The sequence below is a fragment of the Kribbella sp. NPDC031520 genome (assembly GCF_055580825.1).
This window is the reverse complement of sequence record NZ_JBVIKS010000004.1, coordinates 375,563-398,848: the sequence shown is the minus strand read 5'-3', so window position 1 is coordinate 398,848 and position 23,286 is coordinate 375,563. Positions and strand designations below refer to the sequence as shown.

The window sequence follows — 23,286 nt, the reverse complement described above, 5'->3', positions numbered from 1 at the left end:
GGCATGTTCGCCTTCGTCGGACGCCGACTGGTCGCCTGCGTCGTCCTGGTGGTGGTGATCGCGGGCATCACGTTCATGCTCGCCTTCTCCGGCACCGGCAACGTCGCGCGCAACCTGCTCGGTGAGAACGCCACTCCGGACCAGTTGGCCGCCAAGAACGCCGAGCTCGGTCTGGACAAGCCCCTGCTCGCGCAGCTCGGCTCCTGGGCGGAACACGCCGTACGTGGTGATCTGGGCATCTCATGGTTCACCAACGAGCCCGTGGCCCAAGCAATCGCCAACCGGCTGCCTGTGACCTTGTCGATGGTCGTCCTCGCCGTAACGCTGACCGCACTGATCAGTGTCGGGCTCGGTGTGGCCGCGGCTGTGCGTGGCGGTTGGTTGGACCGGGTCATCCAGGTCCTGAGCGTCGCTGGGTTCGCCCTGCCGAACTTCTGGGTCGCACTGGTTCTCGTGGTCTTCTTCTCGGTCACGCTCGGAGTCCTGCCCGCGACCGGCTACGTACGGCTCTCGGAGTCACCAGGTGGCTGGGCTGCGGCCCTCGTCCTCCCGGTGGCGTCCCTGGTGATCGGGAGCACCGCGTCGGCCGCACAGCAGGTACGCGGCGCAGTGATCGACGTACTGCGTCAGGACTTCGTTCGCACGCTCCGGGCCCGTGGCATCAGCCCGCGGTCCGTACTGTTCCGGCACGCCCTGCGGAACGCCGCTACGCCCGCACTGACCGTCCTGTCGTTGCAGTTCATCGCATTGCTCGGCGGTGCCGTCGTGGTCGAGAAGGTGTTCGCAATCCCCGGCCTCGGCACCCTCACCATCAACGCCGCGCTACAAGGCGACGTACCGGTGCTGATGGGCGTGGTCGTCACGCTTGTCGTCCTGGTCGTCATCGTCAACCTGGTCATCGACATCGTCAGCGGCTGGGTCAACCCAAAGGTGCGTGTGCAATGACGATCCGGAAGGTCTTCCGCAACCCACTGGCGGTGGCGGCGCTGGTGGTGCTGCTGGTGATCGTCCTGGCCAGCATCTTCGCGCCGTTGATTGCGCCGCACAGTCCTACTACCTTGCGGCTCGACAAGATCAATGCAGGTCCCGGTGGTGGCTACCTGCTCGGTGGTGACGGGGCCGGGCGCGACATCTTCAGCCGGTTGCTGCATGCGGGTCGCAACACGCTGACAGGTGCTGTGATCGCGCTGTCGGTCGCCCTAGTGCTCGGTGTGGTCTCAGGGCTGCTGAGTGGGTACTACGGCGGTCTGCTCGACGGCGTACTCGGTTGGGGCGCCAACCTGTTGATGGCGCTGCCGACAATGATCGTGCTGCTGGCGCTGTTCCAGGCGCTCGGGTCCTCGATCTACCTGGCGATGGTCGCGTTCGGTGTGATGCTCTCCCCCGGGTTCCATCGGCTGGTCCGCGGCCAGGTGATGGCGGTCAAACACGAGTTGTACGTCGACGCCGCGCGGGTCTCGGGACTCAGCGATCCGCGGATCATCGGGCGGCACGTACTGCTGGTCGTCCGCGCGCCGATCGTGATCCAGGCGGCGGTCGTGGCCGGTATCGCGATCGTCGTCCAGTCCGGGCTGGAGTTCCTCGGTCTCGGTGATCCGGGGACGCCGACCTGGGGCGGGATGCTGCAGGACGCGTTCACGAACATCTACACGTCACCGATCGCGATCTGGTGGCCCGGTACGACGATCGCGCTCACCGTCGCGTCGCTGGTGCTGCTGGGCAACGCGATCCGCGACGCCATCCAGCGCACCGACCGGCCGCGCAAACCGCCCGCGGCACCGAAGCTCGTACCCGCGACACCTGGCACCGGCGACCTGCCGTTGCTGCGGATCACCAACCTCACGGTCGGGTACCCGAGCGGCGCCGGTTACGGCGAAGTGGTGCACGGCGTCGATCTCGACGTACGGCACGGAGAAGTGATGGGACTGGTGGGTGAGTCGGGGTCCGGGAAGACGCAGACCGCGTTCTCCGTACTCGGGCTGCTGTCGCCTGGTGGCACGTTGCTTGGCCGGAGCAGCATCGTCTTCGACGGGCGTGAGCTCGCGCGGCTGCCCGAGGCCGAGCGGCGGATGCTGCGAGGCAAGCGGATCGGGTACATCCCGCAGGAACCGATGTCGAACCTCGATCCGTGCTTCCGGGTCGGAGAGCAGCTGGTGGAGCCGTTGCGGGTGGTGTCCGGGTTGTCGAAGCGGGCGGCTGTGGACGAGGCGCTGCAGCTGCTGGAGCGGGTCGGGATTCCGGAACCGCGGCGGACGTTCGCGGCCTATCCGCACGAGATCTCCGGCGGGATGGCGCAACGTGTGCTGATCGCCGGGGCGGTGTCGGGCAAGCCGGAGCTGCTGATCGCGGACGAGCCCACGACCGCGCTGGACGTGACAGTGCAGGCCGAGGTCCTCGACCTGCTGCGCGGGCTGCAGACCGAGTTCGGAATGGCGATGTTGCTGGTCACGCACAACTTCGGCGTGGTCGCGGACATCTGCGACCGGGTGGCCGTGATGCAGGACGGACGGATCGTCGAGGTGAACGACGTCCGGCCGTTGTTCGCGAGCCCGCAGCACCCGTACACGCAGACGTTGCTCGGATCCACGCTCGAGGACACTGCGCCACGGCCCCAGCTGGAGGTGAACCATGCTTGAGGCAACCAACGTCGTGGTCGAGTACGCGGGCCGCGGCTGGCGGTCGAAGGGCTTCAAGGCGCTGCACGACGTGTCCTTCGACATCAAGCAGCACGAGACGCTCGGCCTGGTCGGCGAGTCCGGCTCGGGCAAGACCACGATCGGCCGGGCCGTCCTCGGCCTGGTCCCGGTCAGCTCGGGCTCGATCCGGTTCGACGGGCAGGAGCTCGTCGGCATGTCGCGCCGCGAGCGCCGGCGGCTGAGCGACGACATCCAGGTCGTGTTCCAGGACCCGTACAGCTCGCTCAACCCTTCCATGACCGTCGAGGACATTCTCGTCGAGCCGCTGGTCGCCCGCGGTTCGGCAGGCCGCGGTACGGCGACGAACCGGGTCCGCACCTTGCTCGACCAGGTCGGGCTGCCGCAGGACGCCGTACACCGGCTGCCGCGCGAGTTCTCCGGCGGGCAGCGGCAGCGGATCGCGATCGCCCGGGCGCTGGCGCTCCGGCCGAAGCTGATCGTCTGCGACGAGCCGGTGTCCGCGCTGGACCTTTCCACGCAGGCGCGTGTCCTCGACCTGTTCATCTCGATCCAGGAGGAGACCGGTGTGGCCTATCTCTTCATCTCCCACGACCTTGCGGTCGTCCGTCACATCAGCCACCGGGTCGCGGTGCTGTACCGCGGCGACATCGTCGAGTACGGGGATGCCGCGGACGTGACCGAGCGACCGGAACACCCGTACACGAAACGGCTGCTGATGGCCGCGCCGATCCCGGACCCGGACAGGCAGGCGATCCGCCGCCACGAACGCCACGCACTGCTGGCCGGCGAGGCGGTCGCATGAGCCGCGCGGTGATGGTCATGTACGACTCGCTCAACCGGCGGATGCTCCCGCCGTACGGCGCATCCGACGTACATGCGCCGAACTTCAGCCGGTTGGCGGAGCACACAGTGCTGTTCGAGAACTGCTACGCCGGGAGCATGCCGTGTATGCCGGCACGGCGTGAGCTGCACACAGGCCGGTACAACTTCCTGCACCGCTCCTGGGGTCCGCTCGAGCCGTACGACGACTCCATGCCAGAGCTGCTCCGTGAGAACGGCGTACACACGCATCTGGCCACCGACCACCAGCACTACTGGGAGGACGGCGGGGCGACGTACCACAACCGCTACTCGACGTACGAGTTCTTCCGCGGGCAGGAGGGCGACCGGTGGAAGGGACAGGTGCGGGAGCCCGACGTACCGGAGACCCTGAACGCTACGTCGTTCATGAGCCGGCAGGACTGGGTGAACCGGCAGCACATGCAGGACGAGGCGCAGCACTGCCAGACGCTCACGTTCGACGCGGGGATCGAGTTCATCGAGACGAACCGCTCCGAGGACCAGTGGTTCGTACAGATCGAGACGTTCGACCCGCACGAGCCGTTCTTCAGCTACGACCAGTACCGGCGGTTGCTGGGAGTGGACACGGAGGCGCCGGTGTTCGACTGGCCGTCGTACCGGCGGGTGGTCGAGACGCCGGAGGAGGTCGAGCGGGCGCGCGGTGAGTACCTGTCGCTGCTGGCGATGTGCGATCGGTCGCTGGGACGCGTGCTTGATCTCTTCGACGAGCACAGGTTGTGGGAGGACACGATGCTGATCGCGTGCACCGACCACGGGTTCCTGCTCGGTGAGCGGGGATGGTGGGGCAAGAGCGTGCAGCCCTGGTTCGACGAGACGATCCACACGCCGCTTTTCGTGTGGGATCCGCGTGAGCGGGCAGCCGGTGTACGGCGGGACGACCTGGTACAGACGATCGACATCGCGCCGACGCTGCTCGAGTACTTCGCTGTTGATGCTCCCGCGGACATGCAGGGCCTCCCGCTGGCCGGTGGTCAGCTGCGCGCGGGGGCGTTGTTCGGAGCGCACGGCGGCCACGTGAACGTCACAGACGGCCGCTACGTCTACATGCGCGCGTGTGCGGACCCGTCCAACACTCCCTTGTACAACTACACCCTCATGCCCACCCACATGCGCTCCCGCTTCACCCCTGTGGAGCTGCAGCACGCCCAGCTACACCCAGCCCTGCCCTTCACGAAGGGCTCCCCCGTACTCAGAGTCCAGGCCTCGTCATTCGGGAACCCTTGGTGGCACGGGTCGCTCCTCTTCGACCTGCACGAGGACCCGCACCAACAGAACCCGCTGCAGGACGAGGAACTGGAGCTACGGCTGGCCGGCTTGATGGTCGAGCTCATGCGCGCCAACGACGCCCCGCCGGAACAGTACGAACGCCTCGGCCTGCCTTTGGATGGGCCTGTGCTGGCTGAGCACTTGCTGATCAAGGACCAATGGGAGCAAGCGCAGCGAGCGCTTCAGCCGGCTGCACGTCGTGAGGACCTGGAACCCGACAGCCCGTTGCGGACGCTCACCCTGGCTGAGGTTCTGGATCGGTACCCGGACGTGCTGCCGGGTCACATCCTGGCCGGGCTGGACGGGATGCGGCGGCTCAATCCGACGGCTCCGTTGCTCGAGGTGTTCGCCGGGCATCCCGGCATGACGGTCCAGATGATGCACGAAGTCCAAGAGGCCCTCCGGAAGGTGAGCTGATGTCCCGCCCGAACATCGTCTTCGTCATGTCCGACGACCACGCCGCGCACGCGATCTCTGCGTACGGCAGCAAGGTCAACAGCACGCCGTACCTGGACCGCCTGGCCCAGGAGGGCGTCCGGATGGACGCGACGTACTGCACGAACTCGATCTGCTCGCCGTCGCGGGCCTCGATCCTGACCGGTACGTACAGCCATGTGAACGGCGTCGCGTCGATCTGGACCGAGATCGACTACCGGGTGCCGACGATCGCCGAGGTGCTGAAGGACGCCGGGTACCAGACCGCGCTGTTCGGCAAGTGGCACCTGGGCGAACGCGCCGAATCCGCGCCGCGGCACTTCGACGCCTGGCGGGTGTTCCCGGGGCAGGGCGACTACGTCGACCCGCTGATGATCGGGCCGGACGGTGCCGCGACGGTTCCCGGTTACGCGACGGACATCGTCACGGACCAGAGCATCGACTGGATCCGGCAGCGGGACCCGGAGCGGCCGTTCCTGCTGCTGGTGCACCACAAGGCGCCGCACCGGCCGTGGGTGCCGGACGAGAAGCACAAGCACCTGTACCCGGTCGGTTCGATCCCGGAGCCGAGCACGCTGTTCGACGACCACAGCACCCGCAGCCAGTCGGTCCGCGGCGTGCACATGTCCGTGGCCGACGATCTGGCCGCGGAGGAGCTCAACGACGAACTGCCGGCCGAGCTGCGGGGCCCGGAGAACCGGGAGGCGCGGATGCGGTGGAAGTACCAGCGCTACCTGCGTGACTACCTGCAGTGCGTGCAGTCGATCGACGACAACGTCGGCCGGCTGCTGGACGTACTGGACTCCGAGGGGCTGGCCGAGAACACGGTCGTCGTCTACACGTCCGACCAGGGGTTCTTCCTCGGCGACCACGGCTGGTTCGACAAGCGGCTGATGTTCGACGAGTCGTTGCAGATGCCGATGCTGATCCGCTGGCCGTCGGTCATCGCTGCCGGTAGTACCTGCGACGACATGATCACGAACGTGGACTTCGCCGCGACGTTCCTGGAGATGGCAGGGCTGGATCCTGCGTCGGCGCTGCCCACCTCGCAGGGCCGGAGCTTCCTGCCGTTGCTGCAAGGCGAGGAGGTGCCGGACTGGCCGGACGCGGTTTACTACAGGTACTGGGAGCACGACGACCCGATCCACCACGCTCCGGCGCACTACGGCGTACGGACGAAGGAGTACAAGCTCATCCACTACTACGGTGCCGGTCTTGGTGTCCCGGGGTCGTCGGAGCGGCTGTTCGACTCCGAGTGGGAGCTGTACGACCTGGTCAAAGACCCCGACGAACTCGTCAACGTCGCGGACGATCCGGCGTACGCCGCTACACGCGCAGCGCTGACCGTACGTCTAGGTGAGCTGCAGGCGCACTACAAGGACCTGCCGTACCACGGCCCGTCAACGCCCGCGCCTGACTGGTCCTGGGCCGACGAGAAGGCGTTAGGACACGTAGCGGAGTACCTCAAGCGTCTGCCCGCCCGCGGTCAAGCGTGAGGCCGAAGCCGGGCTCGTCGGAGAGCACGACGTAACCGTCTTCGAGGGTGTAGCTGCCAGGTCCGGGGACGCCCTCGATGATGGGGGTGTTTCCGAGTCCGGCTGCCAGATGGGCGGCGTACAGGGTCTTCAGAGGTAGACCCCAGGCGTGTGGTGACGCCTCGGCCTCCAACCGTGGCATGGTGTGCCGCCATTTGGTGAGGCCGTGGCCGATCACGTCCATCAGGACGACGTCTACCAGACCCGCGGCTGCCAATGCCAGGACGTGTTCGACGTCGGGGTCGTACTCGCCGTCTGCAACCCGGGTCGATCCCTGCAGGCGTTCGTGCAGCGCCTGCAGGTCCGGGCGGCGTTCCGCGAACGGTTCCTCGATCCAGTAGAGGTCGCAGTCCGCGACACCGTCGAGGTACTCGAACAGGCCGTTCACGGTGAACCCGTCGTTGCCGTCGACCAGGATCGCCGCGTCCGGGTACAGCTCGCGGGCGAGCCGCGTCACCTCGATGTCCCGCGCCAGCCCGGCCCGCGCGTCCATCCAGCGGTGCCCGCGGCCGATCTTCAGCTTGAAGTCGCGGAACCCGAACGCGTGGTCCTGCGCGAGGTTCGTCCGGATCGCCTCCAGCCCGCCGTCCAGATCGTCGAAGTAGATACCGCCGCTGTAGCACCGCACCCGCGGCGACCCGGCGGCACCGAGCATCGCGTACACCGGTACCTCGAGGATCAGCGCCGCGAGATCGTGCAACGGGTAGTCGAGAAACTCCGCCACCACGTCGGTCACCCCGCGGTCGGGATCGATCAGCCCGGCCAGCGGCCGCCCGATCAGCGGACCGGGATCCCCGTCGTACAACGGCAGTCCCCAGCCGGTCCCGCCGCGGTCGGTCTCGACGACGTAGGCCGTGACGCTGCCGCCGTTCCCGTGACCGCCGAGGAACGAGTTGCGGCCGATCGTCCGCAGATACTCGTACGGCACCTCCACGGTGCTGACCGAGCTGATCAGGTGCTGCGACAACGTCACCGGAAGACCCCCACGAGCCGGCGGTAGGCGGACGGATTGCTCAGTACGTCCGTACTGTCCACGAACTGGTCGATCGACCCGATCGGACCGACGCGCTTCAGCTGCGGATCCGAGACCGTCGCATGACAGGCCTCGGCGAAGCGACCGGCTTCCAGCACCATCGCCGGACGGTCGAAGAACTGCCGCGGCGCGGGGTCCAGCTGGGCGGTGAGACCGAGCGCGTTGTGCCGGCGGGCGACCAGCTCGTACGCCGTCACCAGCGCCCGCTCCCGGTCCGCAAAGTTGCCCGCGGCAACCGTATCCGCCAGCGCCCGGTCCAGCCCGTCCGGATGCCCGAGGCGGGCGAACGCCGTACCCAGCCACTTCGTGTACGGCGCGTACTCACGGGCCTGCAACAGCGCCAGCCGCATCACCTCGCGGGCGAGGCGTGCCGCGACGACCCGGGACCCGAGCTCGTCGCCGACCTCGTGGGTCCGCTGCACGAACGGCTCCTCCTGCGCGATCCGGGTCCACTGGCAGGCCAGCAGCCAACGCCAGATCTCGTCCGGGTACCAGGCGAGCGCTGCACGCACCGGCGCGAGCCGCCCGTCGTCGGCATACACCTGTCCCTTCACCACACCCAGGAGCTGTTGCTGCGGTGTGACCAGCCAGTCGTCCACACCGATGCCATGCGACGCGTCGAAGCCCAGGTGCCCGCGCAGCCAGTCGCTCAGCGACGCCACAGTCACGCGGTGCTCCACAGCATGAACAGACGAGCCGAACCGAACCGGGAAGCCGCGGTACTCGTCCGGTAGCACGGCCTCGATCTGCTTGTGGACGGCCTCGGGCTCGTCGACCAGGACGATCAGTCGTGGACCCCAGTCGTGGTCCATCGAGCGTTCGGTGTCGTAGCCGAGCACATCGGAGCCCCAGCCCAGCAGACCAGCCGCGTGACCGGTGCTGCCGAGCACAGGCGCGATCACGTCCGTGTAGAAGCCGCCCGACAGCTCCTGTGCGTTGACGAAAGGCATGCGGAGCATCTTCTCACTGCCGACTAAGGTGTCGCTCGTGATTTCGCATGTGGTGTGGGACTGGAACGGCACGCTGCTCAACGACAACCATGCGGTGCTGGCCGCCGTCAACGAGGTCTGCACCGGCTTCGGGCGGCCGGAGTTGACGTGGAGCGAGTGGCAGGCGGCGTACGCACGGCCGATGCGGCTCTCGTACGAGCAAGTCCTGCAGCGCGTACTGGACGACGAGGAGTGGGAGCAGGTCGACAAGCTCTACCACGACCGGTACGACGCGCTCCTGCACACGTGTGAGCTCGCCGCGGGTGTTCACGACGTACTGCGAGCCTGGGGCGCCGGCGGGCGGACCCAGTCGTTGCTCTCGATGTGGTTCCACTCGCGGCTCACCCCGACGGTGGAGCAGTACGGGCTCACGCAGTACTTCACTCGCGTGGACGGGCTGCCCGGTGAGATCGGCGGTGGGTCCAAGGCGGACAGCCTCGTGCGGCACCTCCAGGAGCAGCAGTTGGACCCGGCTGGCGTCGTACTGATCGGGGACGTTGTTGACGATGCTCACGCGGCGCAGGCGGCCGGTACGCAGTGTGTTCTCGTCACCACTGGTGCGATGACGCGTGAGGCTCTGGAGACGACCGGGGCGCCGGTGACCGGGTCCATCAGTGAGGCCCTGGGGCTGCTGGACCAGTGAGAGACCCGTGGTTCTCCCTGGTGCGAGGCACCCGCCTGTGACGAGACGGTGGTGTCACAGGAAAGGGAGGCGCCACCGTGACGCAGGTCGTAGTTCTACTGGAGCAGGACAAGCAGGACGCCTTGGAGTGGGCGGCCGCGGAAGCAGCAGCCCGGAGCGCCGAGCTGCGCGTGGTCTACGCGTTCCGCTGGCCGTACCTGCTCGACGCACTGGGTGAGCTCACCGTGGAAGAGCGCGACCTGGAAACCGCTGAGGTGGTCGTGGACGACGCGATCGAGCACGTCCGGAAGATCTTCCCGAGCCTGCGGATCAGCTCGACGGTCTTCCCGGGCCGTCCGGTCGACGCCCTGCTGAGCGAGGCCGAGGACGGTGCGCTCGTCGTCATCAGCCACGGACACCGGTTCGAACGGAAGCTGTCGCGCCGGTTGGCCCGGCGTACCAAGGCCTCGTTGGCGGTGGTCGGGCTGACGCCGGATCGTACGTTCGGACCGTCCTCGGGCCGGGTGGTCGTGGCCGTCGACGGGCGCGACCGGACGGAGGTTTTGGGCTTCGCGTTCGGCGCGGCACACCGTCGGGGTACTGGTCTGACCGTGCTGCAGACGACCGCCGACGCGGACTGTGTGTCGGCGTGGCGGACGGCCTACCCCGAGGTCGACGTGCGCTGCGGCACCGCCGACGGCACCAGTGCGGTCCTCGCCGAGGCCAACGCCGCAGCCCTGACCGTCCTCACAGCAGACCGTCACTGGCGCCAGCAAACCCCCAACACCGAGGTAGCCCGCCTGGCCCGCGGCCCGGTCGTACTGGTCTGACCCTGCGGCCGGCAGTTGACCATCTGCGCGGGAGCCTCAGCCTGATCGCTTAGGCTCCGGGGGTGGGGAAGACAGAGCTCCGTGGCCGGCAGCGGGAGTACGACGTACTGAACGGGCTGGTCAGCGAGGCGAAGGCCGGGCGTAGTCGGGTGCTGGTGCTCACCGGCGAGGCCGGGGTCGGCAAGTCGGCGTTGCTGGACGCGATGGTCGCCGGGGCCGAGGGCTGCCGGATCACCCGGACGGCCGGGATCGAGTCCGAGATGGAGCTGGCGTACGCCGGTCTGCACCAGCTGTGCCTGCCGTTCCTGGATCAGCTCGACGGGCTGCCGGCTCCGCAGCGTGACGCTCTCGGTACGGCGTTCGGGCTGCGGAACGGGCCCACTCCGGACCGGTTCCTGATCGGGCTGGCGGTGCTGAACCTGCTCGCGGCCGGCGACCAGCCGGTGTTGTGTGTGGTCGACGACGCGCAGTGGCTGGATCTGATGTCCGCGCGGATCCTCGCGTTCGTCGCGCGGCGGCTCGCGGCCGAGTCGGTGGTGATGGTGTTCGCGGTCCGGGACGGGATCGAGCACGCGTTCGACGGCCTCGACGTACTGCCGGTCCGCGGGCTCGACGACGCCGACGCGCGGGCGTTGCTGGACTCGGTGCTGCCGGGTCCGATCGACCCGCGGGTCCGGGACCGGATCGTCGCCGAGACCCGCGGCAATCCGCTGGCGCTGCTCGAACTTCCCCGCGCGTGGACGGCCGCCGAGCTGGCCGACGGGCTGGCTTCCGGTTCGCTGGCGGGGCGGATCGAGGACGGGTTCGTCCGGCGTCTCGAAGTACTGCCGACCGATACCCGGTTGCTGCTGCTCACCGCGGCGGCCGAACCGTTGGGTGACCCGACGTTGCTGTGGCGGGCCGCCGAACAGCTCGGGCTCGGCGCCGACGCGGCGGCCGGGGCGGTCGAGACCGGGCTGATCACGTTCGACCAGCACATCCGGTTCCGGCACCCGCTGGTCCGGTCGGCGGCGTACCGTACGGCGACCCCGCAGCAGCGCCTCGCCGTACACCGGGCGCTGGCCGCGGTGACCGATCCCGCGACGGACCCGGACCGGCGCGCGTGGCACCGAGCCCAGGCGACGATGACGCCGGACGAGGACGTCGCTTCGGAGCTCGAGCAGTCCGCCCAGCGCGCACGTGCCCGTGGTGGATTCTTTGCCGCGGGCATCTTCTTGGAACGCGCGGCCGCCCTGACGATCGACCCGGGACTGCGCGCGGACCGCGTACTGGCCGCAGCCACCGCGAAGCGCAGCGCCGGCGCCCTCGACGCCGCCCTGGAGCTCCTCGGCGGCGCCGCCACCGGCCCGGCGAACCCGCTGCGCGAAGCCGAAATCACCCGCCTCCGGGGCCAGATCTCGTTCGACCGAGGCCACACCGCCGAAGCCGCCCGCACCCTCGTCGAGGCCGCCACCCAACTGGAGCCCCACGACCACACCCAGGCCCGAATCACCTACCTGGAAGCAATCTCCGCCGCCATCTGGTCCAGCGGCCCCGAAACCCCCACCATCCTCGAAGAAGTCGCTTCCGCCATCCCCGCCCCCTCCACCCCGCCCGCACCTCGGGGCACCACCGGCCCTTCCGGTGAGCTTCTGCTTCAGGCCTTGGCGCTTCGCTTCACCCAGGGCTTCGCAGCGGCCGCTCCACTGTTGGTGAAGGCTCTGGAGCAGGCTCGGGAAGGTGAACCAACGGATGTGCGCGGGTGGTTGTGGCTGGCAGGCAACCGCGCAAGCGGGATCGTCGCGATCGACGTCTGGAACCTCGACGCAGCCCTCGAACTAGCTGCCCGCCACGAGCGCATCGCCCGCGACAGCGGCGCCCTCGTCCAGCTCCAGTGGGCGCTCAACTTCCGCGCGAACGTCGTCTCGATGACCGGCGACCTGGCCGCCACGGCAGCGTACGTCGAAGAAGAACGCCAGATCGCCAACGCCACAGGCAACCGCGTCCTCGGCATCGGCGCGATGCAGCTCGAGGCCCTCCGCGGCAACGAATCCACCGCAACCCCGCTGATCGACGCGATGATCCGCGAGGCCCGCGCCCAGCACCAGGGCCGGATGACCGCGATCGCGATGTACACCAACGCCCTGCTCAACAACGGCCTAGGACGCTACGAAACGGCCCGCGACGCCGCCCTCCAGGTCTTCGAACACGATCCGGTCGCGTACGGCGCCCTCGTCGTCGGCGAACTGGCCGAGGCCGCCTCGCGAACCGGCGACACCAAACTCGTCGAAACCACCCACACCTGGCTGAACAACCGCGTAGCCGCCGTCCCCACCGAATGGGGCCGCGGAATGGAAGCCCGCGCCCACGCCCTCCTCACCAACGAAGAGAACGCGTACCGCGCCTCGATCGACCACCTCAGCAAGACCCCGCTCCGGATCGAGCTGGCCCGCGCCGAACTCCTGTACGGCGAATGGCTCCGCCGCGAAGGCCGCCGTCAGGACGCCCGCGAACACCTCCGTACCGCCCACGAACAGCTGACCACGATCGGCGCCGAAGCCTTCGCCGACCGCGCTCGCCACGAACTCCTCGCCACCGGCGAAACCGTCCGCAAACGCACCCCCGAAACCACCAACGACCTCACCGCCCAGGAAGCGCAGATCGCCGCCCTCGCCCGCGACGGCCTGACCAACCCGGAAATCGCCGCCCAGCTCTTCATCAGCCCCCGGACCGTCGAATGGCACCTCCGCAAGACCTTCTCCAAGCTCGGCATCACTTCCCGACGCCAGCTTCGCACCGCACTCGCGCGCTGAACTACTCACCGATCTTCTTGGAGCGGAGGACGATCTTGGTGTCCGGCGACGCCTTCGTGCCGCCGGCCGGCTGTTGCGACACCACGACCCAATTGCGGTCGTTGATCAGCAACCGGCCCTGGCCGGTGGCGTCCTCTTCGGTCAGAAAGTAGAAGCCGGCGGCCTGCATGGTGTCCTGGGCGAGTTGGTGGTTCAACCCGACCACATTCGGTACGACACCCTGCTGGACGGAAGGCCGCGCCGCGGTGTTCGGTGGAGGAGCCACCGTCTGCGTGACGGTGGTGGTCACCGTCGTCGTTGCAGTCGCGGTCACGGTGGGCCGGCTTCCAGCCGTGCCCGAGCTTCCACACGCCGTCAGCGTGAACAGCGCGAGCCCAACGATGATCAGCGCCCTAGTCACTCACTATGAATACCCCATTACTCCGTGTGCAACCAGACGCTGTGGAGGCGCGCTGTGACGAGCGAGATCCTGGAAGGTCGTACGGCGGCCGGACGCGGCGTGCGGGTGCGGTACTCCCCCGCCGGCATCGAGGAGGTCGCCGACCACCCGTCCGCGCCGGACCTGCTGCTGATTCCCGGGCTGGTCGATCTCCAGCTCAACGGGTACGGCGGAATGGATGTCAACGACCCGTCGGCCAACGAACTGCCCGCGCTCGTCCGCGCGCTCTGGGCGCAGGGCGTGACAACGGTCTTCCCAACGATCATCTCTGCGGACGACGCGACCACGACCACGCTCGTCAAGACGGCCGCCGCCGCGCGTGCGAACGATCCGGTCGTCGCGTACGGCGTACCGGGTCTGCATCTCGAAGGCCCGTACATCTCGTCCGTGGAAGGTGCTCGTGGTGCGCACGACCCGGCGGCGATCCGGGACCCGGACGCGGACGAGTTCGACCGCTGGCAGACCGCCGCGGACGGCGCGATCGCGATCATGACGATCGCGCCTGAACGGACGGGCTCGATCGAGTTCACCCGGCACCTCGCGGCGAACGGCGTACTGCCGTCGATCGGCCACTCGATGGCGACGGCCGACGACGTGCACGCGTTCGCGGCCGCCGGCGGACGGTTCTCGACGCATCTCGGCAACGGGCTGCCCACACAGCTCGACCGGCACCGGAACCCGATCTGGGCGCAGCTCGCCGAGGACCGGCTGACCGCCGGATTGATTGCCGACGGCCACCATCTGCCCGCCGACACGTTCACCGCCCTGGTCCGCGCGAAGGGCGCCGAACGCTGTGTCCTCACCAGCGACGCCGCGGCCCTCGCGGGCTGTGCGCCCGGCGACTACCAGACCGCGGTCGGCGGCGCGGTCACCGTCACGCCTGACGGCAGCCTCCGCCTGACCGGTACGCCGTACCTCACCGGCAGCGGTGCATCGCTCCTCGACTGCCTTCGCTGGTCCACCAACTGTCTCCCGCTGGACGTCGCCGTCACGATGGCCACGACGACCCCCGCCAACCTGCTCGGCCTCCACGACCGCGGCCGACTCGAGCCCGGCACCCGGGCCGATCTCCTGCAGTTCACCCGGACCGCGGACGGCGGCCTCGGTGACCTGACGACAGTCGTCGTCAACGGACGAGCCGTCCGCAACCCCTGAAAAGTCAAGCGTTCAGGCAGTTGCACGTACATGCAGCCGTGCTTGCCGGTGAACCAATAGTTCCCGTATAAGGCGTACATGACGGCGATCCGGCTTGATGGTGTGTCCAAGGTGTTCGATGGCGAACACCTGGCCGTCGACGAGCTGTCGCTGGAGATCGCCGACGGTGAGTTCATGGTGTTGCTCGGGCCGTCGGGGTGCGGGAAGACCACGCTGTTGCGGATGATCGCGGGGCTGGAGCGGGTGACCGCCGGCGAGGTCTGGTTCGGACGCACCAACGGGACCCAGCTGGCCCCCCGCGAACGAGGCGTCGCGATGGTGTTCCAGACCGGCGCCCTGTATCCGAACCGGACCGTGCAGGAGAACATCATGTTCCCGCTGCAGATCGCCGGGAAGGGCGACGCCGAGGCGGGCACCACCGCAGCAGGACTCGCGCAGATCCTCAGCATCGACTCCGTCCTCGACCGGATGCCGCGCACGCTGTCGGGCGGTCAGCGCCAGCGGGTGGCGATCGGGCGGGCGCTGGTCCGGCGACCGCAGGTGTTCCTGCTCGACGAGCCGCTGTCGAACCTCGACGCGACCATGCGTACCGAGCTCCGGCAGGAGATCGGCGCGATGACCCGCGACCTCAACGTCACCACGCTGTACGTGACCCACGACCAGGTCGAGGCGCTCACGCTCGCGGACCGGATCGCGGTGATGCGCGACGGCCGGATCGAGGACGTCGGTACGCCGACGCAGGTCTACAACGACCCGGCGACCGCGTTCGTGGCCGGGTTCCTCGGAACGCCGCGGATCAACCTGCTGGCCGCGACCGTCAACGTGACCGCCCACCACCGCGTCCGGCTCGAGCTCGGCAACCAGTCGATCGGCCTGGACCCGACCGACCGGCGCTCGCTGATCCTGCGGCACCACCACGGCGCGCCGGTGATCGTCGGCGCCCGCTCGAACGCGTTCCGGCTGATCACCACCGAGGACGCGCCGAACCAGCTGACCGGGACGATCCGCGCGTTCGAGTTCCACGGCCAGCAGTCGATCGCGTTCGTCCAGTGCGGTATCGACGTCGTCGACCCGGACCGGATCGGCCGCCTGCGTCCCACCCACGCTGCTCCGGCGGCCGGCCCGCCGCAGTCGCTCCTCGCCCGCCTCCGCAACCGGATCGGCGTGGGCGCTCCGCCCGCTCCCCCGGTCGAGCCGCACGGCCCGACGCACCGCCGCGCCGACCTCGTCGTCGAACTCCCGGTGGACACCGAACTGCAACGCGGCACCCGGATCCACCTCGCCCTCGACACCACCCGCATCCACATCTTCGACCACACAGGCCACCGCGTGGACCGCATCATCCGCTGACGGAATGCAGACAGCCGACGTACCTCACAACCTCAAGGCGTCGAGCAGCTCCTCGGGTGTCTCGAGCTGCGGTAGGTGGCCGGTCCCTGGCAGCAGCGTGTACGTCGCCCGCGGGATCGCGTCGGCGTAGACCTTGCCGTACTCGGGTCCGGCGATCCGGTCGCTCTCGCCCCAGACGACGTGCACCGGGATCTCGATACCGGCGAGGCGCTTGCGCAAGGTCGGGTCGGACATCGTCGGACCGGTGTAGCCGATCAGCGCTTGTACGTCGGGACTCGGACCGGTGCCGCCCGCACTCACGGGCACCGGCGCCTTCGACGGGTCGTGCCAGGACAGCTTCTGAATGTCAACAATCGACAATCCGCTCACATCGGTCAGCGGATGCTCGTCGACCTCGATGCCGATCCCGTCGACGATCACCGCGGCGCCGACCCGCGGGCTGTGCTGGAGCGCGATCTCCGCGGCGAGCCAGCCGCCGAAGGAGTTGCCGATCACGGTCACGTCGGCGAGGTCCAGTTCGTCGAGCATCCCGACGTACGCCGCTGCCAGCTCCCGCACATCCGTCACCGACTCGTTCCGCGGCGTACCGCCGAAGCCGGGGTGCGTAGGAAGCAGAACCCTCGAGTGCGTGCGCGAGGCGAGCAGGTCGGCGAAGCCGGCCATCGTCAGCACGCCGCCGCCACCGTGCAGCAGCAGGAACGGCCGGGTCCGGTCGCGGTCCTGACCGGTGATGCCGGCGGCGGTGGTCAGGGGCCGGAACGATCCGGCGGGAATCGGCGTACTCATCGTTACTCCCTCACAAGGTTGTTTATATCAGGAACCTTAGATCAGTATCCTGATATAAACAACCTGATATAGTGACCGGCATGAAGCATCAGCCCGCCGACGTCGCCCTGGCCGTCAAGCGCCTGCAGTACCGTCACCACCGCGCCTTGAGCCAGGCGCTCGCACCGCTCGGCCTCTCGCTCGTGCAGTGGGACACCCTGCGACACCTGGACCGGCGCCCGGACGCGTCCCTGCACGACCTCGCCGTGCTGACCTTCCAGACAGACCAGTCGTTCGGCTCCCTCGCGACCCGGATGGCCGACCGCGGCCTGATCGAACGCGTCCCCGGCCCGGGCCGCGCCGTCAAACACCGCCTGACCCCCAAGGGCGAGCAGCTCCGCGCCGACGGTCAGGAGGCCGTGAACGCCGTCTTCAAGACGTCGTTCCACCACTTGTCCGCCGCGCAACTCCAGCAACTGGGCGACCTCCTCGACCTCGCCCTGGGTCCGGACCCCACGGCGTAGTCAGCGAATCATCAGGACCGAAGAACTATCAGGACCGAAGCGGTCACGACCGGGCCGCGGGGCAGCCGCTCGCCCCGGACACGGTTACTCGTGAATCCGCTGAACCTGGCCGGCCGCGCTCGGCAGGGTGACCTCGAAGGTGGCGCCGCCGGACGGAGACGTCTCGATCCGGACCTCGCCCCCGTGGCGACGGACGATCTGGGTGGCGATCGACAGGCCGAGGCCGGTTCCGCCGGCATCCCGGGACCGGGCGGGATTCAGCCGGACGAACCGGTCGAACACCCGTGAGCGATCCGCGACCGGAACCCCCGGGCCGTCGTCGGAGACCCGCAGGATCACCGATCGCGCGCCTTCGGAGAGCTCGAACGTCACCCGCCGGCGCGCGTAACGGCCTGCGTTGTCGGCGAGGTTGTGGATCAGGCGAGCGAGTGCCCCGGTTTCGCCCAGTACCTGTCCGGCAGACACCGCGGTGACGTCCACCGTCAGGTTCGTTGCCCGGCGCAAGCGATCGGCCTCGCTGAAGACCAGATCGTCCAGATCGACCGACGTGGCCGGGCCGCCCGTACTCCCCTCCTCGTCGGCGCGGGCAAGGACGAGCAGATCCTCGACCAGGTCCTGCATCCGAAGATCCTCGGTCAGAACGACCGCGGCCAGTTCCGGCACCGTGGTGCGGTCCGGATGGGCCAGGGCGACTTCCGCGTGCTGCCGGATCGCGGCGATCGGCGATCGCAGCTCGTGCGAGGCGTCGGAAACGAATCTCTGCTGCTTGTCGTGCGACCGTTGCAGCCGCTCGAGCATCCGATTCATCGTCCGCGCCAGCAGACCGATCTCGTCGTGCCGATCGGCCGGTACCCGGCGATGCAACTCGGCCGGAGAGATCCCGTCCATCTCGCGACGGAGGGCAGTGACCGGCGCCAGCACCCGGCCGGTGACCACCCAGGTGACACCACCGACCACGAGGAGAAGGCCGGCGAGGCCGACCAGCAGCCCCCGCTGCAGGAAGCGCGTGGAATCGAGTACGTCGACCAGCGGATGGCCGACCACCACCCGGTGGCCGGCGCCGGACGCGGCCGCAAAGACGAGATCCTCGCCGTAGCCGGGCGGCTCCGCCTTCAAACATCCCGTACCCGGATCCGCGATGCCCGACGTCGACCCAGCGTCCCCGGACGGGTCGAGAACCTGGACCAACTCGCCGGCCTCGGCAACCGGGACCTGGGGCGCCGCGGCCAGGATCGCAGCCCGGTCCTTGACCTGGCTGCACACCTGACCGGTGAGCACCGACCCGAGCAGCGCCAGCAGAACGACCGAACCAGCCACCAACGCGACACCGACGATCACGACGGCACCGAAGGTCACCCGAAGCCGCATCCTCGCCTCCTACACCGCCCCGTCGGCACCATCGGCCGAGTGCGCGAGCCGGTAGCCCGCGCCGCGTAGCGTGACGATCGTGTCCTGACCGAGCTTGGTCCGCAGCCGCCGTACGTAGACCTCGACGATGTTGGGATCACCATCGAAGTCGTCGTCCCACACGTGTTCGAGAATCGTGCGCTTCGACACCACCTCGTCCCGGCGGCGGAGCAGGAACTCCAGCAGCGACATCTCCCGCGCGGTCAACTGGAGTAGCGCCGGCCCCCGCCAGGCACGCCGGCCGGCCGGGTCCAGCCGGAGCTCCCCGGCCTCGAGTACGGCCGGCCGTTCGTGAGCCCCGCGCCGCAGCAACGCCCGCAGCCTGGCGATCAGAACGGCGTACGAGAACGGCTTCGTCAGGTAGTCGTCTGCACCCGAATCGAGAGCGTGTACCTGGTCGGCGTCGGCGTCACGAGCCGTCAGCATCAGGATCGGCGTCCAGTTGAGCTCGCTCCGCAGCGTGGAACAGATCGTGAATCCGTCGATTCCGGGCAGCATCACGTCGAGCACGACCACGTCGTACCGATGCTCGCGGGCGAGCCAGAGTCCACCGGTGCCGTTGAGCGCGACGTCGACGGCGTACCCCTCCGCTTCCAGACCGTTCCGCAAGCCACTCGCGAGTCGTGGCTCGTCCTCGACCACCAGCGCGCGCATCCGAACCTCCTCGCCGGCAATCCTGCCCCGGTCCAGCTGAACCTGGGCTGAAAATCTCGTTCAGTCAGGGTTCAGCGGTCGGGGCCTAGCCTCGCCCCATGATCACCGTGCAGGCCGAAAGCCTGAGTAAACGGTACGGCGACCACGCCGCGCTCGACAGTCTCGGCTTCACCGCGGAGGCCGGCGAGGTGATCGGGCTGCTCGGGCCGAACGGTGCCGGGAAGACGACCGCGATCCGGCTGCTGACCACGATCCTGCGTCCGAGCGGCGGCCGGTTCACCGTGGCCGGCGTACCCGGCGATGATCCGGCCGCGATCAGGCGCCGGATCGGCGTGCTGCCCGAAAGCGCCGGCTACCCCGATCGGCAGACCGGCCGGGAGTACCTGACGTATGCCGCCAGGCTGTTCGGGCAGTCCCGGCCGGCGGCGCGCGCGGCCGCCGACCGACTGCTTGGCGAGGTGGGACTGGCCGAGCGGGCGAATACGCGGATCTCCAGGTACAGCCGGGGCATGCGGCAACGTCTGGGGATCGCGCGGGCGCTGATCAACGATCCGGCCGTGGTGTTCCTGGACGAGCCCACCCTGGGTCTCGACCCGGCCGGCCAGCGGCAGATCCTCGCCGCCGTCGACCGGATCGCGCACCGGCGTGGCGCGACAGTCATCGTGTCGACGCACACGCTGACCGAGGTCGAGCAGCTCTGCGATCGGATTCTCGTACTCGACCGCGGGCAGTTGCGCGCCGCAGGGACGATCGCGGAGGTGGTCGAGTCGACCGGCTGCACCGGACTTGCGGAGGCGTTCCTGCAACTGACCGGCGAAACGGCACGACCTGAGGTGATCGGTCATGGCTGACGACCGGCCGGCCGGTGCGGTGCGCGGCGGGCGTTGGACAGTCGTTGCGGAGCAAGAGTGCCGCAACCTGTGGATCGGCGGCCGCGGACCGGTACTTCTGTTCGGTTACAGTGTGCTGCTCAGCGCGATCACCTATCTCGCGGCGAGCAACCGGGCGATGAACTTCCTCGAACAACGGGAGGCCGTCAATCTGACGTTGCAGGTCGCGCTCGCGGTCGGAGTACTGCTCACGCTGGTGATCAGCGCCGATGCCGTCAGTGGCGAACGGGAGCGCGGCACCTTCGAGACGCTCCTCCTCACCCCTGTCTCCCGTCGAGCGATCGCGGGCGGCAAGTTGTTCGCGGCAACGACGATGTGGCTGGCCTGCCTGCTGGTCTCTTTTCCCTACCTCTGGGTGCTCGGCCGGGGCGTCACGGTCGCCCGGCCCGCGGCGCTGCTCGCAGCGGTCGTCGGTACGACGGTTGCGGTCGGACTGGCCGGGCTGGGTGTGCTGATCAGCTCGGTGTCGAACTCGCACAAGACGAGCCTGGCGGTCAGCCTGCTGCTCCTGCTCGCGCTCTTCGCCCCGACCCAGCTCCCGGTCCTGCCGCGGACGAGCATCGGCGACGTCCTCGTGCGCGTCAACCCGGTCGGCTCCGCCCTGCACTACATCTCTCAGATCGTTGTCAGCGGGCGCGACTGGACGCATGACGTCAGCTATCTGGCAGCTCCAGCGGTCGTCGTCGCGGCTGCCCTGGTCGCGATCGCGGCCGCGCCACGTCTGCTCGAGCTCACCGCGGGAGGTTCCCGATGATGCTGTTGGCCACGGCTTGCCTGGCGCTGCTCGCGGCCGTGCCCACCGCCGATCCGACGATCACCCTGGACCACGATCAGCTGAACGCCTCGATCGGCGACACCTTGACCCTCGAGTCCACAGTGACCGGATCCCCGCCGGCGATCGCTCATCTCAACGTCGCAAGTCTCGACGGCACGTACGTGGATCTCGAGGACTGGACCAGCGCAGTGACGCAGCCGGTCGCGGCGGCTGATGCGCAGCTGTCCTGGGAGTTCCAGGCTGTCAACGCAGGACACTTCACGATCTACGTGGTCCTGATCCCCACCACCGGCCCGCTGATCGTGAGCCGGCCGGTGCACGTGACAGTCACGCCACGCTCCACGCTCGACACCGGCGGCGCCGTACCTGTCGTCCTCATCATCCCCGCGCTACTCGGCGCCGCCACGCTCGCCGGCCGGCTGCGCCATCGGCGATAGCGACGAGGGGCCACTTTCATCGCACCAGGAGGCCATCATGCGCATTCGACGTTCAGCTGCTGTTGTGTCGGCACTGCTGATCCTGTGTCCAGCCATGCCGGCGGACGCGCTCGCGAGCGGTACGTCGGCGGTGTCCTCGTCGAACCACTTCTCGAAGTGCAGGCTTCCGGTGTTCGGCCCCGGCGCGTCGTACCACCCACGGATCGACCCGGACGACTTCACCGCGTCAGTGACGAATCGGTGGTTCCCGCTGCCGGTCGGAAGGACGATGGTCTACACGGGAACCAAGGACGGCGAACCAGCCCTCGACATCGTCAAGGTCAGCCCTCGAACGAAACTGGTGGACGGTGTCCGGACCAGGGTCGTTGAGGATCGCCTGTACCTCAGCAACGTGTTGTCCGAGCGGACCAGCGACTACTACGCCCAGGACGAATGCGGCAACGTCTGGTACTTCGGTGAGGACACGGCTGAACTCGACGCCCACGGACACGTCGTCAGCCGCGAAGGCTCCTTCCACGCCGGCGTCGGCGGTGCGCAACCGGGCGTCTTCATGCAGGTCCACCCGCAACTCGGCCGATTCTTCCGGCAGGAGTGGTACCCCGGTCAGGCCGAAGACGTGTTCGAGGCAGTCGACCGCTCGGCCCGGGTGACAGTACCGTTCGGAACCTTCCACCGAGCCCTTCGTACCCTGGAAACCACCGCTCTCGAACCGGGTGTGCTGGACACCAAGTACTACGTTCGCGGAGTCGGCGAAGTCGCCGAACTCAGCCTCCGCGGGCCTCGCGAGGCGCTCCGCCTGGTCGAGATCTTCAACTGAGGACTGCCGACTACCCAGGGCCAAACCTGGGCACTGGGCGGGCATGGCGCATACACCATATGCAGAGAAGACAAGTCGGGCGCCGCAGCTCAGGTATGTCAGAACGCTGGTATGTGCCGCGGATCGCCTGTGGAATCTCGTCACCAGGCCGGAACTCCTCAGCAGTTGGTTCGGACCAACGGTGCTGAGTGACACGCAGTACGGCGCGTTCGCGATCAGGACCGGGTCGGAGACCGAGGAAACCGGCCTGGTGGTGACGTGCGAACCACCGCACTACTTCCGGGCCGATTTCAACGATCCCGCCCACCGGGCGAGCACCGTGCTCGTGGACGTGGTCCCGGCCCGGCGCGGAGCCCACCTGATCCTGACCCACGGCGGCATCCCGGCCGGCCGGCTCCATCACTACGACCTGCTCTGGACGAACGCCCTCGAGCGCCTCGTACAGGCGGCCGCGGGCAACGCCCCGATGCGCGCGGTCCGCCACCTCCCGACGTCGGCAGGAGGCGCCTGATGTACGACAGACCGGGTACCGGAGGGCCATGAACTCGCTCAAGGAGTCGCTCGGGTACGAGCGCGACGGCGAGACGTCCGGTGAGCGGCTCGATCGGCACTGGAACGAACTGTTGCAGGAGTTGCGGCTGGTGCAGACCGGTACGCAGATCCTGTTCGCCTTCCTGCTCGGAATCGCGTTCCAGAACCAGTTCCACACGACAGACGGGTTCACGCACGTCATCTACGCGTGCACGCTGACGGCCGCGGCGCTCGCGGTCGTCTTGTTCCTGGCGCCGGTGGCGTTCCACCGCGTCCTCTACCAGCAGGGTCTGCGGGACCGTCTGGTCATCATCGCCGACCGGCTGGCCCGCGGCGGCATGGCGTTCCTCGTCGCGTCGATGTGCGGCGGCCTGCTGATCGCGCTGGACGTCGTACTCCCCCGCGGCGCCGCCGTGGCGATGGTCGGCGGCGTGCTGCTGTGGTTCCTGGCGTTCTGGCTGGCGATCCCGGCGTACGTGCGGCGCAGACGCCGATGATTCGGTTGTGGAACAGCGGGGTACC

23 protein-coding genes are annotated in these 23,286 nt (G+C 68.6%); 17 read left to right on the top strand and 6 right to left on the bottom strand.

The window, feature by feature from the left end; translation table 11 throughout:
* Positions 1–3: 3 nt before the first annotated feature.
* From ACZ5BU_RS22640 to ACZ5BU_RS22620, 5 genes are read left to right on the top strand one after another with little or no spacing between them, the layout of a single operon-like run.
* On the top strand, positions 4–945 hold the full coding sequence (locus tag ACZ5BU_RS22640) for an ABC transporter permease (protein WP_465701782.1): 942 nt from the start codon (positions 4–6) through the stop codon (positions 943–945).
* On the top strand, positions 942–2,636 hold the full coding sequence (locus ACZ5BU_RS22635; protein WP_465701780.1) for a dipeptide/oligopeptide/nickel ABC transporter permease/ATP-binding protein: 1,695 nt from the start codon (positions 942–944) through the stop codon (positions 2,634–2,636). The genes ACZ5BU_RS22640 and ACZ5BU_RS22635 overlap by 4 nt, the downstream gene beginning before the upstream one ends.
* Entirely contained in the window at positions 2,629–3,459 is an 831-nt protein-coding gene (locus ACZ5BU_RS22630) for an ATP-binding cassette domain-containing protein (RefSeq protein ID WP_465701778.1), read from the top strand. The genes ACZ5BU_RS22635 and ACZ5BU_RS22630 overlap by 8 nt, the downstream gene beginning before the upstream one ends.
* Positions 3,456–5,201, top strand: coding sequence for a sulfatase (locus tag ACZ5BU_RS22625; protein WP_465701776.1), 1,746 nt, complete (start codon positions 3,456–3,458; stop codon positions 5,199–5,201). Before ACZ5BU_RS22630 ends, ACZ5BU_RS22625 begins: the two co-directional genes overlap by 4 nt.
* The gene (locus ACZ5BU_RS22620; RefSeq protein WP_465701774.1) at positions 5,201–6,715 is read left to right on the top strand and encodes a sulfatase family protein; all 1,515 of its coding nucleotides are present in this window, start codon (positions 5,201–5,203) and stop codon (positions 6,713–6,715) included. Before ACZ5BU_RS22625 ends, ACZ5BU_RS22620 begins: the two co-directional genes overlap by 1 nt.
* On the opposite strand, the gene ACZ5BU_RS22615 is transcribed toward ACZ5BU_RS22620, so the two are convergent.
* Entirely contained in the window at positions 6,684–7,727 is a 1,044-nt protein-coding gene (locus ACZ5BU_RS22615) for an enolase C-terminal domain-like protein (RefSeq protein ID WP_465701773.1), read from the bottom strand. The two genes, ACZ5BU_RS22620 and ACZ5BU_RS22615, sit on opposite strands and share 32 nt — an antisense overlap.
* On the bottom strand, positions 7,724–8,737 hold the full coding sequence (locus tag ACZ5BU_RS22610; RefSeq protein ID WP_465701771.1) for a DUF4037 domain-containing protein: 1,014 nt from the start codon (positions 8,735–8,737) through the stop codon (positions 7,724–7,726). The genes ACZ5BU_RS22615 and ACZ5BU_RS22610 overlap by 4 nt, the downstream gene beginning before the upstream one ends.
* A gap of 37 nt (positions 8,738–8,774) precedes the next feature.
* Between ACZ5BU_RS22610 and ACZ5BU_RS22605 the strand changes: the two genes are divergently transcribed.
* From ACZ5BU_RS22605 to ACZ5BU_RS22595, 3 genes are all read left to right on the top strand, one after another.
* A complete protein-coding gene (locus tag ACZ5BU_RS22605) occupies positions 8,775–9,419 on the top strand; it encodes an HAD family hydrolase (RefSeq protein ID WP_465701769.1) in 645 nt (214 codons plus the stop codon).
* Between the two features lie 77 nt (positions 9,420–9,496).
* On the top strand, positions 9,497–10,228 hold the full coding sequence (locus tag ACZ5BU_RS22600) for a universal stress protein (RefSeq protein ID WP_465701767.1): 732 nt from the start codon (positions 9,497–9,499) through the stop codon (positions 10,226–10,228).
* A 62-nt stretch (positions 10,229–10,290) separates the two neighbouring features.
* A complete protein-coding gene (locus ACZ5BU_RS22595; RefSeq protein ID WP_465701765.1) occupies positions 10,291–13,020 on the top strand; it encodes a helix-turn-helix transcriptional regulator in 2,730 nt (909 codons plus the stop codon).
* Between the two features lies 1 nt (position 13,021).
* On the opposite strand, the gene ACZ5BU_RS22590 is transcribed toward ACZ5BU_RS22595, so the two are convergent.
* Positions 13,022–13,420: a PASTA domain-containing protein gene (locus tag ACZ5BU_RS22590; protein WP_465701763.1), complete on the bottom strand. Its 399-nt coding sequence runs from the start codon at positions 13,418–13,420 to the stop codon at positions 13,022–13,024.
* A gap of 54 nt (positions 13,421–13,474) precedes the next feature.
* On the opposite strand from ACZ5BU_RS22590, the gene ACZ5BU_RS22585 reads away from it, so the two are divergent.
* On the top strand, positions 13,475–14,614 hold the full coding sequence (locus tag ACZ5BU_RS22585; RefSeq protein WP_465701761.1) for an N-acetylglucosamine-6-phosphate deacetylase: 1,140 nt from the start codon (positions 13,475–13,477) through the stop codon (positions 14,612–14,614).
* A gap of 78 nt (positions 14,615–14,692) precedes the next feature.
* The gene (locus tag ACZ5BU_RS22580; protein ID WP_465701759.1) at positions 14,693–15,964 is read left to right on the top strand and encodes an ABC transporter ATP-binding protein; all 1,272 of its coding nucleotides are present in this window, start codon (positions 14,693–14,695) and stop codon (positions 15,962–15,964) included.
* A gap of 24 nt (positions 15,965–15,988) precedes the next feature.
* Here the strand turns inward: ACZ5BU_RS22580 and ACZ5BU_RS22575 are convergent, their stop codons facing one another.
* Positions 15,989–16,750, bottom strand: a complete 762-nt coding sequence (locus ACZ5BU_RS22575; protein ID WP_465701757.1) for an alpha/beta fold hydrolase — start codon at positions 16,748–16,750, stop codon at positions 15,989–15,991.
* Positions 16,751–16,830: 80 nt separating this feature from the next.
* Here ACZ5BU_RS22575 and ACZ5BU_RS22570 point away from each other — a divergent pair, with 80 nt between their 5' ends.
* Entirely contained in the window at positions 16,831–17,253 is a 423-nt protein-coding gene (locus ACZ5BU_RS22570) for a MarR family winged helix-turn-helix transcriptional regulator (protein WP_465701755.1), read from the top strand.
* Positions 17,254–17,337: 84 nt separating this feature from the next.
* Here the strand turns inward: ACZ5BU_RS22570 and ACZ5BU_RS22565 are convergent, their stop codons facing one another.
* Both ACZ5BU_RS22565 and ACZ5BU_RS22560 read right to left on the bottom strand, forming a co-directional pair.
* Entirely contained in the window at positions 17,338–18,621 is a 1,284-nt protein-coding gene (locus tag ACZ5BU_RS22565; RefSeq protein WP_465701753.1) for a sensor histidine kinase, read from the bottom strand.
* 9 nt (positions 18,622–18,630) lie between these two features.
* Complete coding sequence (locus ACZ5BU_RS22560; protein WP_465701751.1) at positions 18,631–19,314, bottom strand: response regulator transcription factor; 684 nt, start codon at positions 19,312–19,314, stop codon at positions 18,631–18,633.
* A gap of 98 nt (positions 19,315–19,412) precedes the next feature.
* Between ACZ5BU_RS22560 and ACZ5BU_RS22555 the strand changes: the two genes are divergently transcribed.
* Genes ACZ5BU_RS22555 through ACZ5BU_RS22530 form a run of 6 tightly spaced genes read left to right on the top strand, consistent with a single transcriptional unit; the run spans position 19,413 to position 23,261 of the window.
* Entirely contained in the window at positions 19,413–20,165 is a 753-nt protein-coding gene (locus ACZ5BU_RS22555) for an ABC transporter ATP-binding protein (RefSeq protein WP_465701749.1), read from the top strand.
* Entirely contained in the window at positions 20,158–20,958 is an 801-nt protein-coding gene (locus tag ACZ5BU_RS22550) for an ABC transporter permease (protein ID WP_465701747.1), read from the top strand. The genes ACZ5BU_RS22555 and ACZ5BU_RS22550 overlap by 8 nt, the downstream gene beginning before the upstream one ends.
* Complete coding sequence (locus ACZ5BU_RS22545; RefSeq protein ID WP_465701746.1) at positions 20,955–21,416, top strand: hypothetical protein; 462 nt, start codon at positions 20,955–20,957, stop codon at positions 21,414–21,416. The genes ACZ5BU_RS22550 and ACZ5BU_RS22545 overlap by 4 nt, the downstream gene beginning before the upstream one ends.
* Before the next feature lie 37 nt (positions 21,417–21,453).
* Positions 21,454–22,233, top strand: coding sequence for a hypothetical protein (locus tag ACZ5BU_RS22540; RefSeq protein ID WP_465701744.1), 780 nt, complete (start codon positions 21,454–21,456; stop codon positions 22,231–22,233).
* Between the two features lie 43 nt (positions 22,234–22,276).
* Positions 22,277–22,744, top strand: a complete 468-nt coding sequence (locus ACZ5BU_RS22535; RefSeq protein WP_465701742.1) for an SRPBCC domain-containing protein — start codon at positions 22,277–22,279, stop codon at positions 22,742–22,744.
* Between the two features lie 28 nt (positions 22,745–22,772).
* On the top strand, positions 22,773–23,261 hold the full coding sequence (locus ACZ5BU_RS22530; protein WP_465701741.1) for a DUF6328 family protein: 489 nt from the start codon (positions 22,773–22,775) through the stop codon (positions 23,259–23,261).
* Positions 23,262–23,286: the final 25 nt, after the last annotated feature.

Excerpts from the sequence above, each read along its gene's own strand:
- ACZ5BU_RS22640 (WP_465701782.1), top strand. The coding sequence starts at position 4 with ATGTTCGCCTTCGTCGGACGCCGACTGGTCGCCTGCGTCGTCCTGGTG.
- ACZ5BU_RS22635 (WP_465701780.1), top strand. The coding sequence starts at position 942 with ATGACGATCCGGAAGGTCTTCCGCAACCCACTGGCGGTGGCGGCGCTG.
- ACZ5BU_RS22630 (WP_465701778.1), top strand. The coding sequence starts at position 2,629 with ATGCTTGAGGCAACCAACGTCGTGGTCGAGTACGCGGGCCGCGGCTGG.
- ACZ5BU_RS22625 (WP_465701776.1), top strand. The coding sequence starts at position 3,456 with ATGAGCCGCGCGGTGATGGTCATGTACGACTCGCTCAACCGGCGGATG.
- ACZ5BU_RS22620 (WP_465701774.1), top strand. The coding sequence starts at position 5,201 with ATGTCCCGCCCGAACATCGTCTTCGTCATGTCCGACGACCACGCCGCG.
- ACZ5BU_RS22610 (WP_465701771.1), bottom strand. The coding sequence starts at position 8,737 with ATGCCTTTCGTCAACGCACAGGAGCTGTCGGGCGGCTTCTACACGGAC.
- ACZ5BU_RS22580 (WP_465701759.1), top strand. The coding sequence starts at position 14,693 with ATGACGGCGATCCGGCTTGATGGTGTGTCCAAGGTGTTCGATGGCGAA.
- ACZ5BU_RS22575 (WP_465701757.1), bottom strand. The coding sequence starts at position 16,750 with ATGAGTACGCCGATTCCCGCCGGATCGTTCCGGCCCCTGACCACCGCC.
- ACZ5BU_RS22570 (WP_465701755.1), top strand. The coding sequence starts at position 16,831 with ATGAAGCATCAGCCCGCCGACGTCGCCCTGGCCGTCAAGCGCCTGCAG.
- ACZ5BU_RS22565 (WP_465701753.1), bottom strand. The coding sequence starts at position 18,621 with ATGCGGCTTCGGGTGACCTTCGGTGCCGTCGTGATCGTCGGTGTCGCG.
- ACZ5BU_RS22560 (WP_465701751.1), bottom strand. The coding sequence starts at position 19,314 with ATGCGCGCGCTGGTGGTCGAGGACGAGCCACGACTCGCGAGTGGCTTG.
- ACZ5BU_RS22555 (WP_465701749.1), top strand. The coding sequence starts at position 19,413 with ATGATCACCGTGCAGGCCGAAAGCCTGAGTAAACGGTACGGCGACCAC.
- ACZ5BU_RS22550 (WP_465701747.1), top strand. The coding sequence starts at position 20,158 with ATGGCTGACGACCGGCCGGCCGGTGCGGTGCGCGGCGGGCGTTGGACA.
- ACZ5BU_RS22545 (WP_465701746.1), top strand. The coding sequence starts at position 20,955 with ATGATGCTGTTGGCCACGGCTTGCCTGGCGCTGCTCGCGGCCGTGCCC.
- ACZ5BU_RS22540 (WP_465701744.1), top strand. The coding sequence starts at position 21,454 with ATGCGCATTCGACGTTCAGCTGCTGTTGTGTCGGCACTGCTGATCCTG.
- ACZ5BU_RS22535 (WP_465701742.1), top strand. The coding sequence starts at position 22,277 with ATGGCGCATACACCATATGCAGAGAAGACAAGTCGGGCGCCGCAGCTC.
- ACZ5BU_RS22530 (WP_465701741.1), top strand. The coding sequence starts at position 22,773 with ATGAACTCGCTCAAGGAGTCGCTCGGGTACGAGCGCGACGGCGAGACG.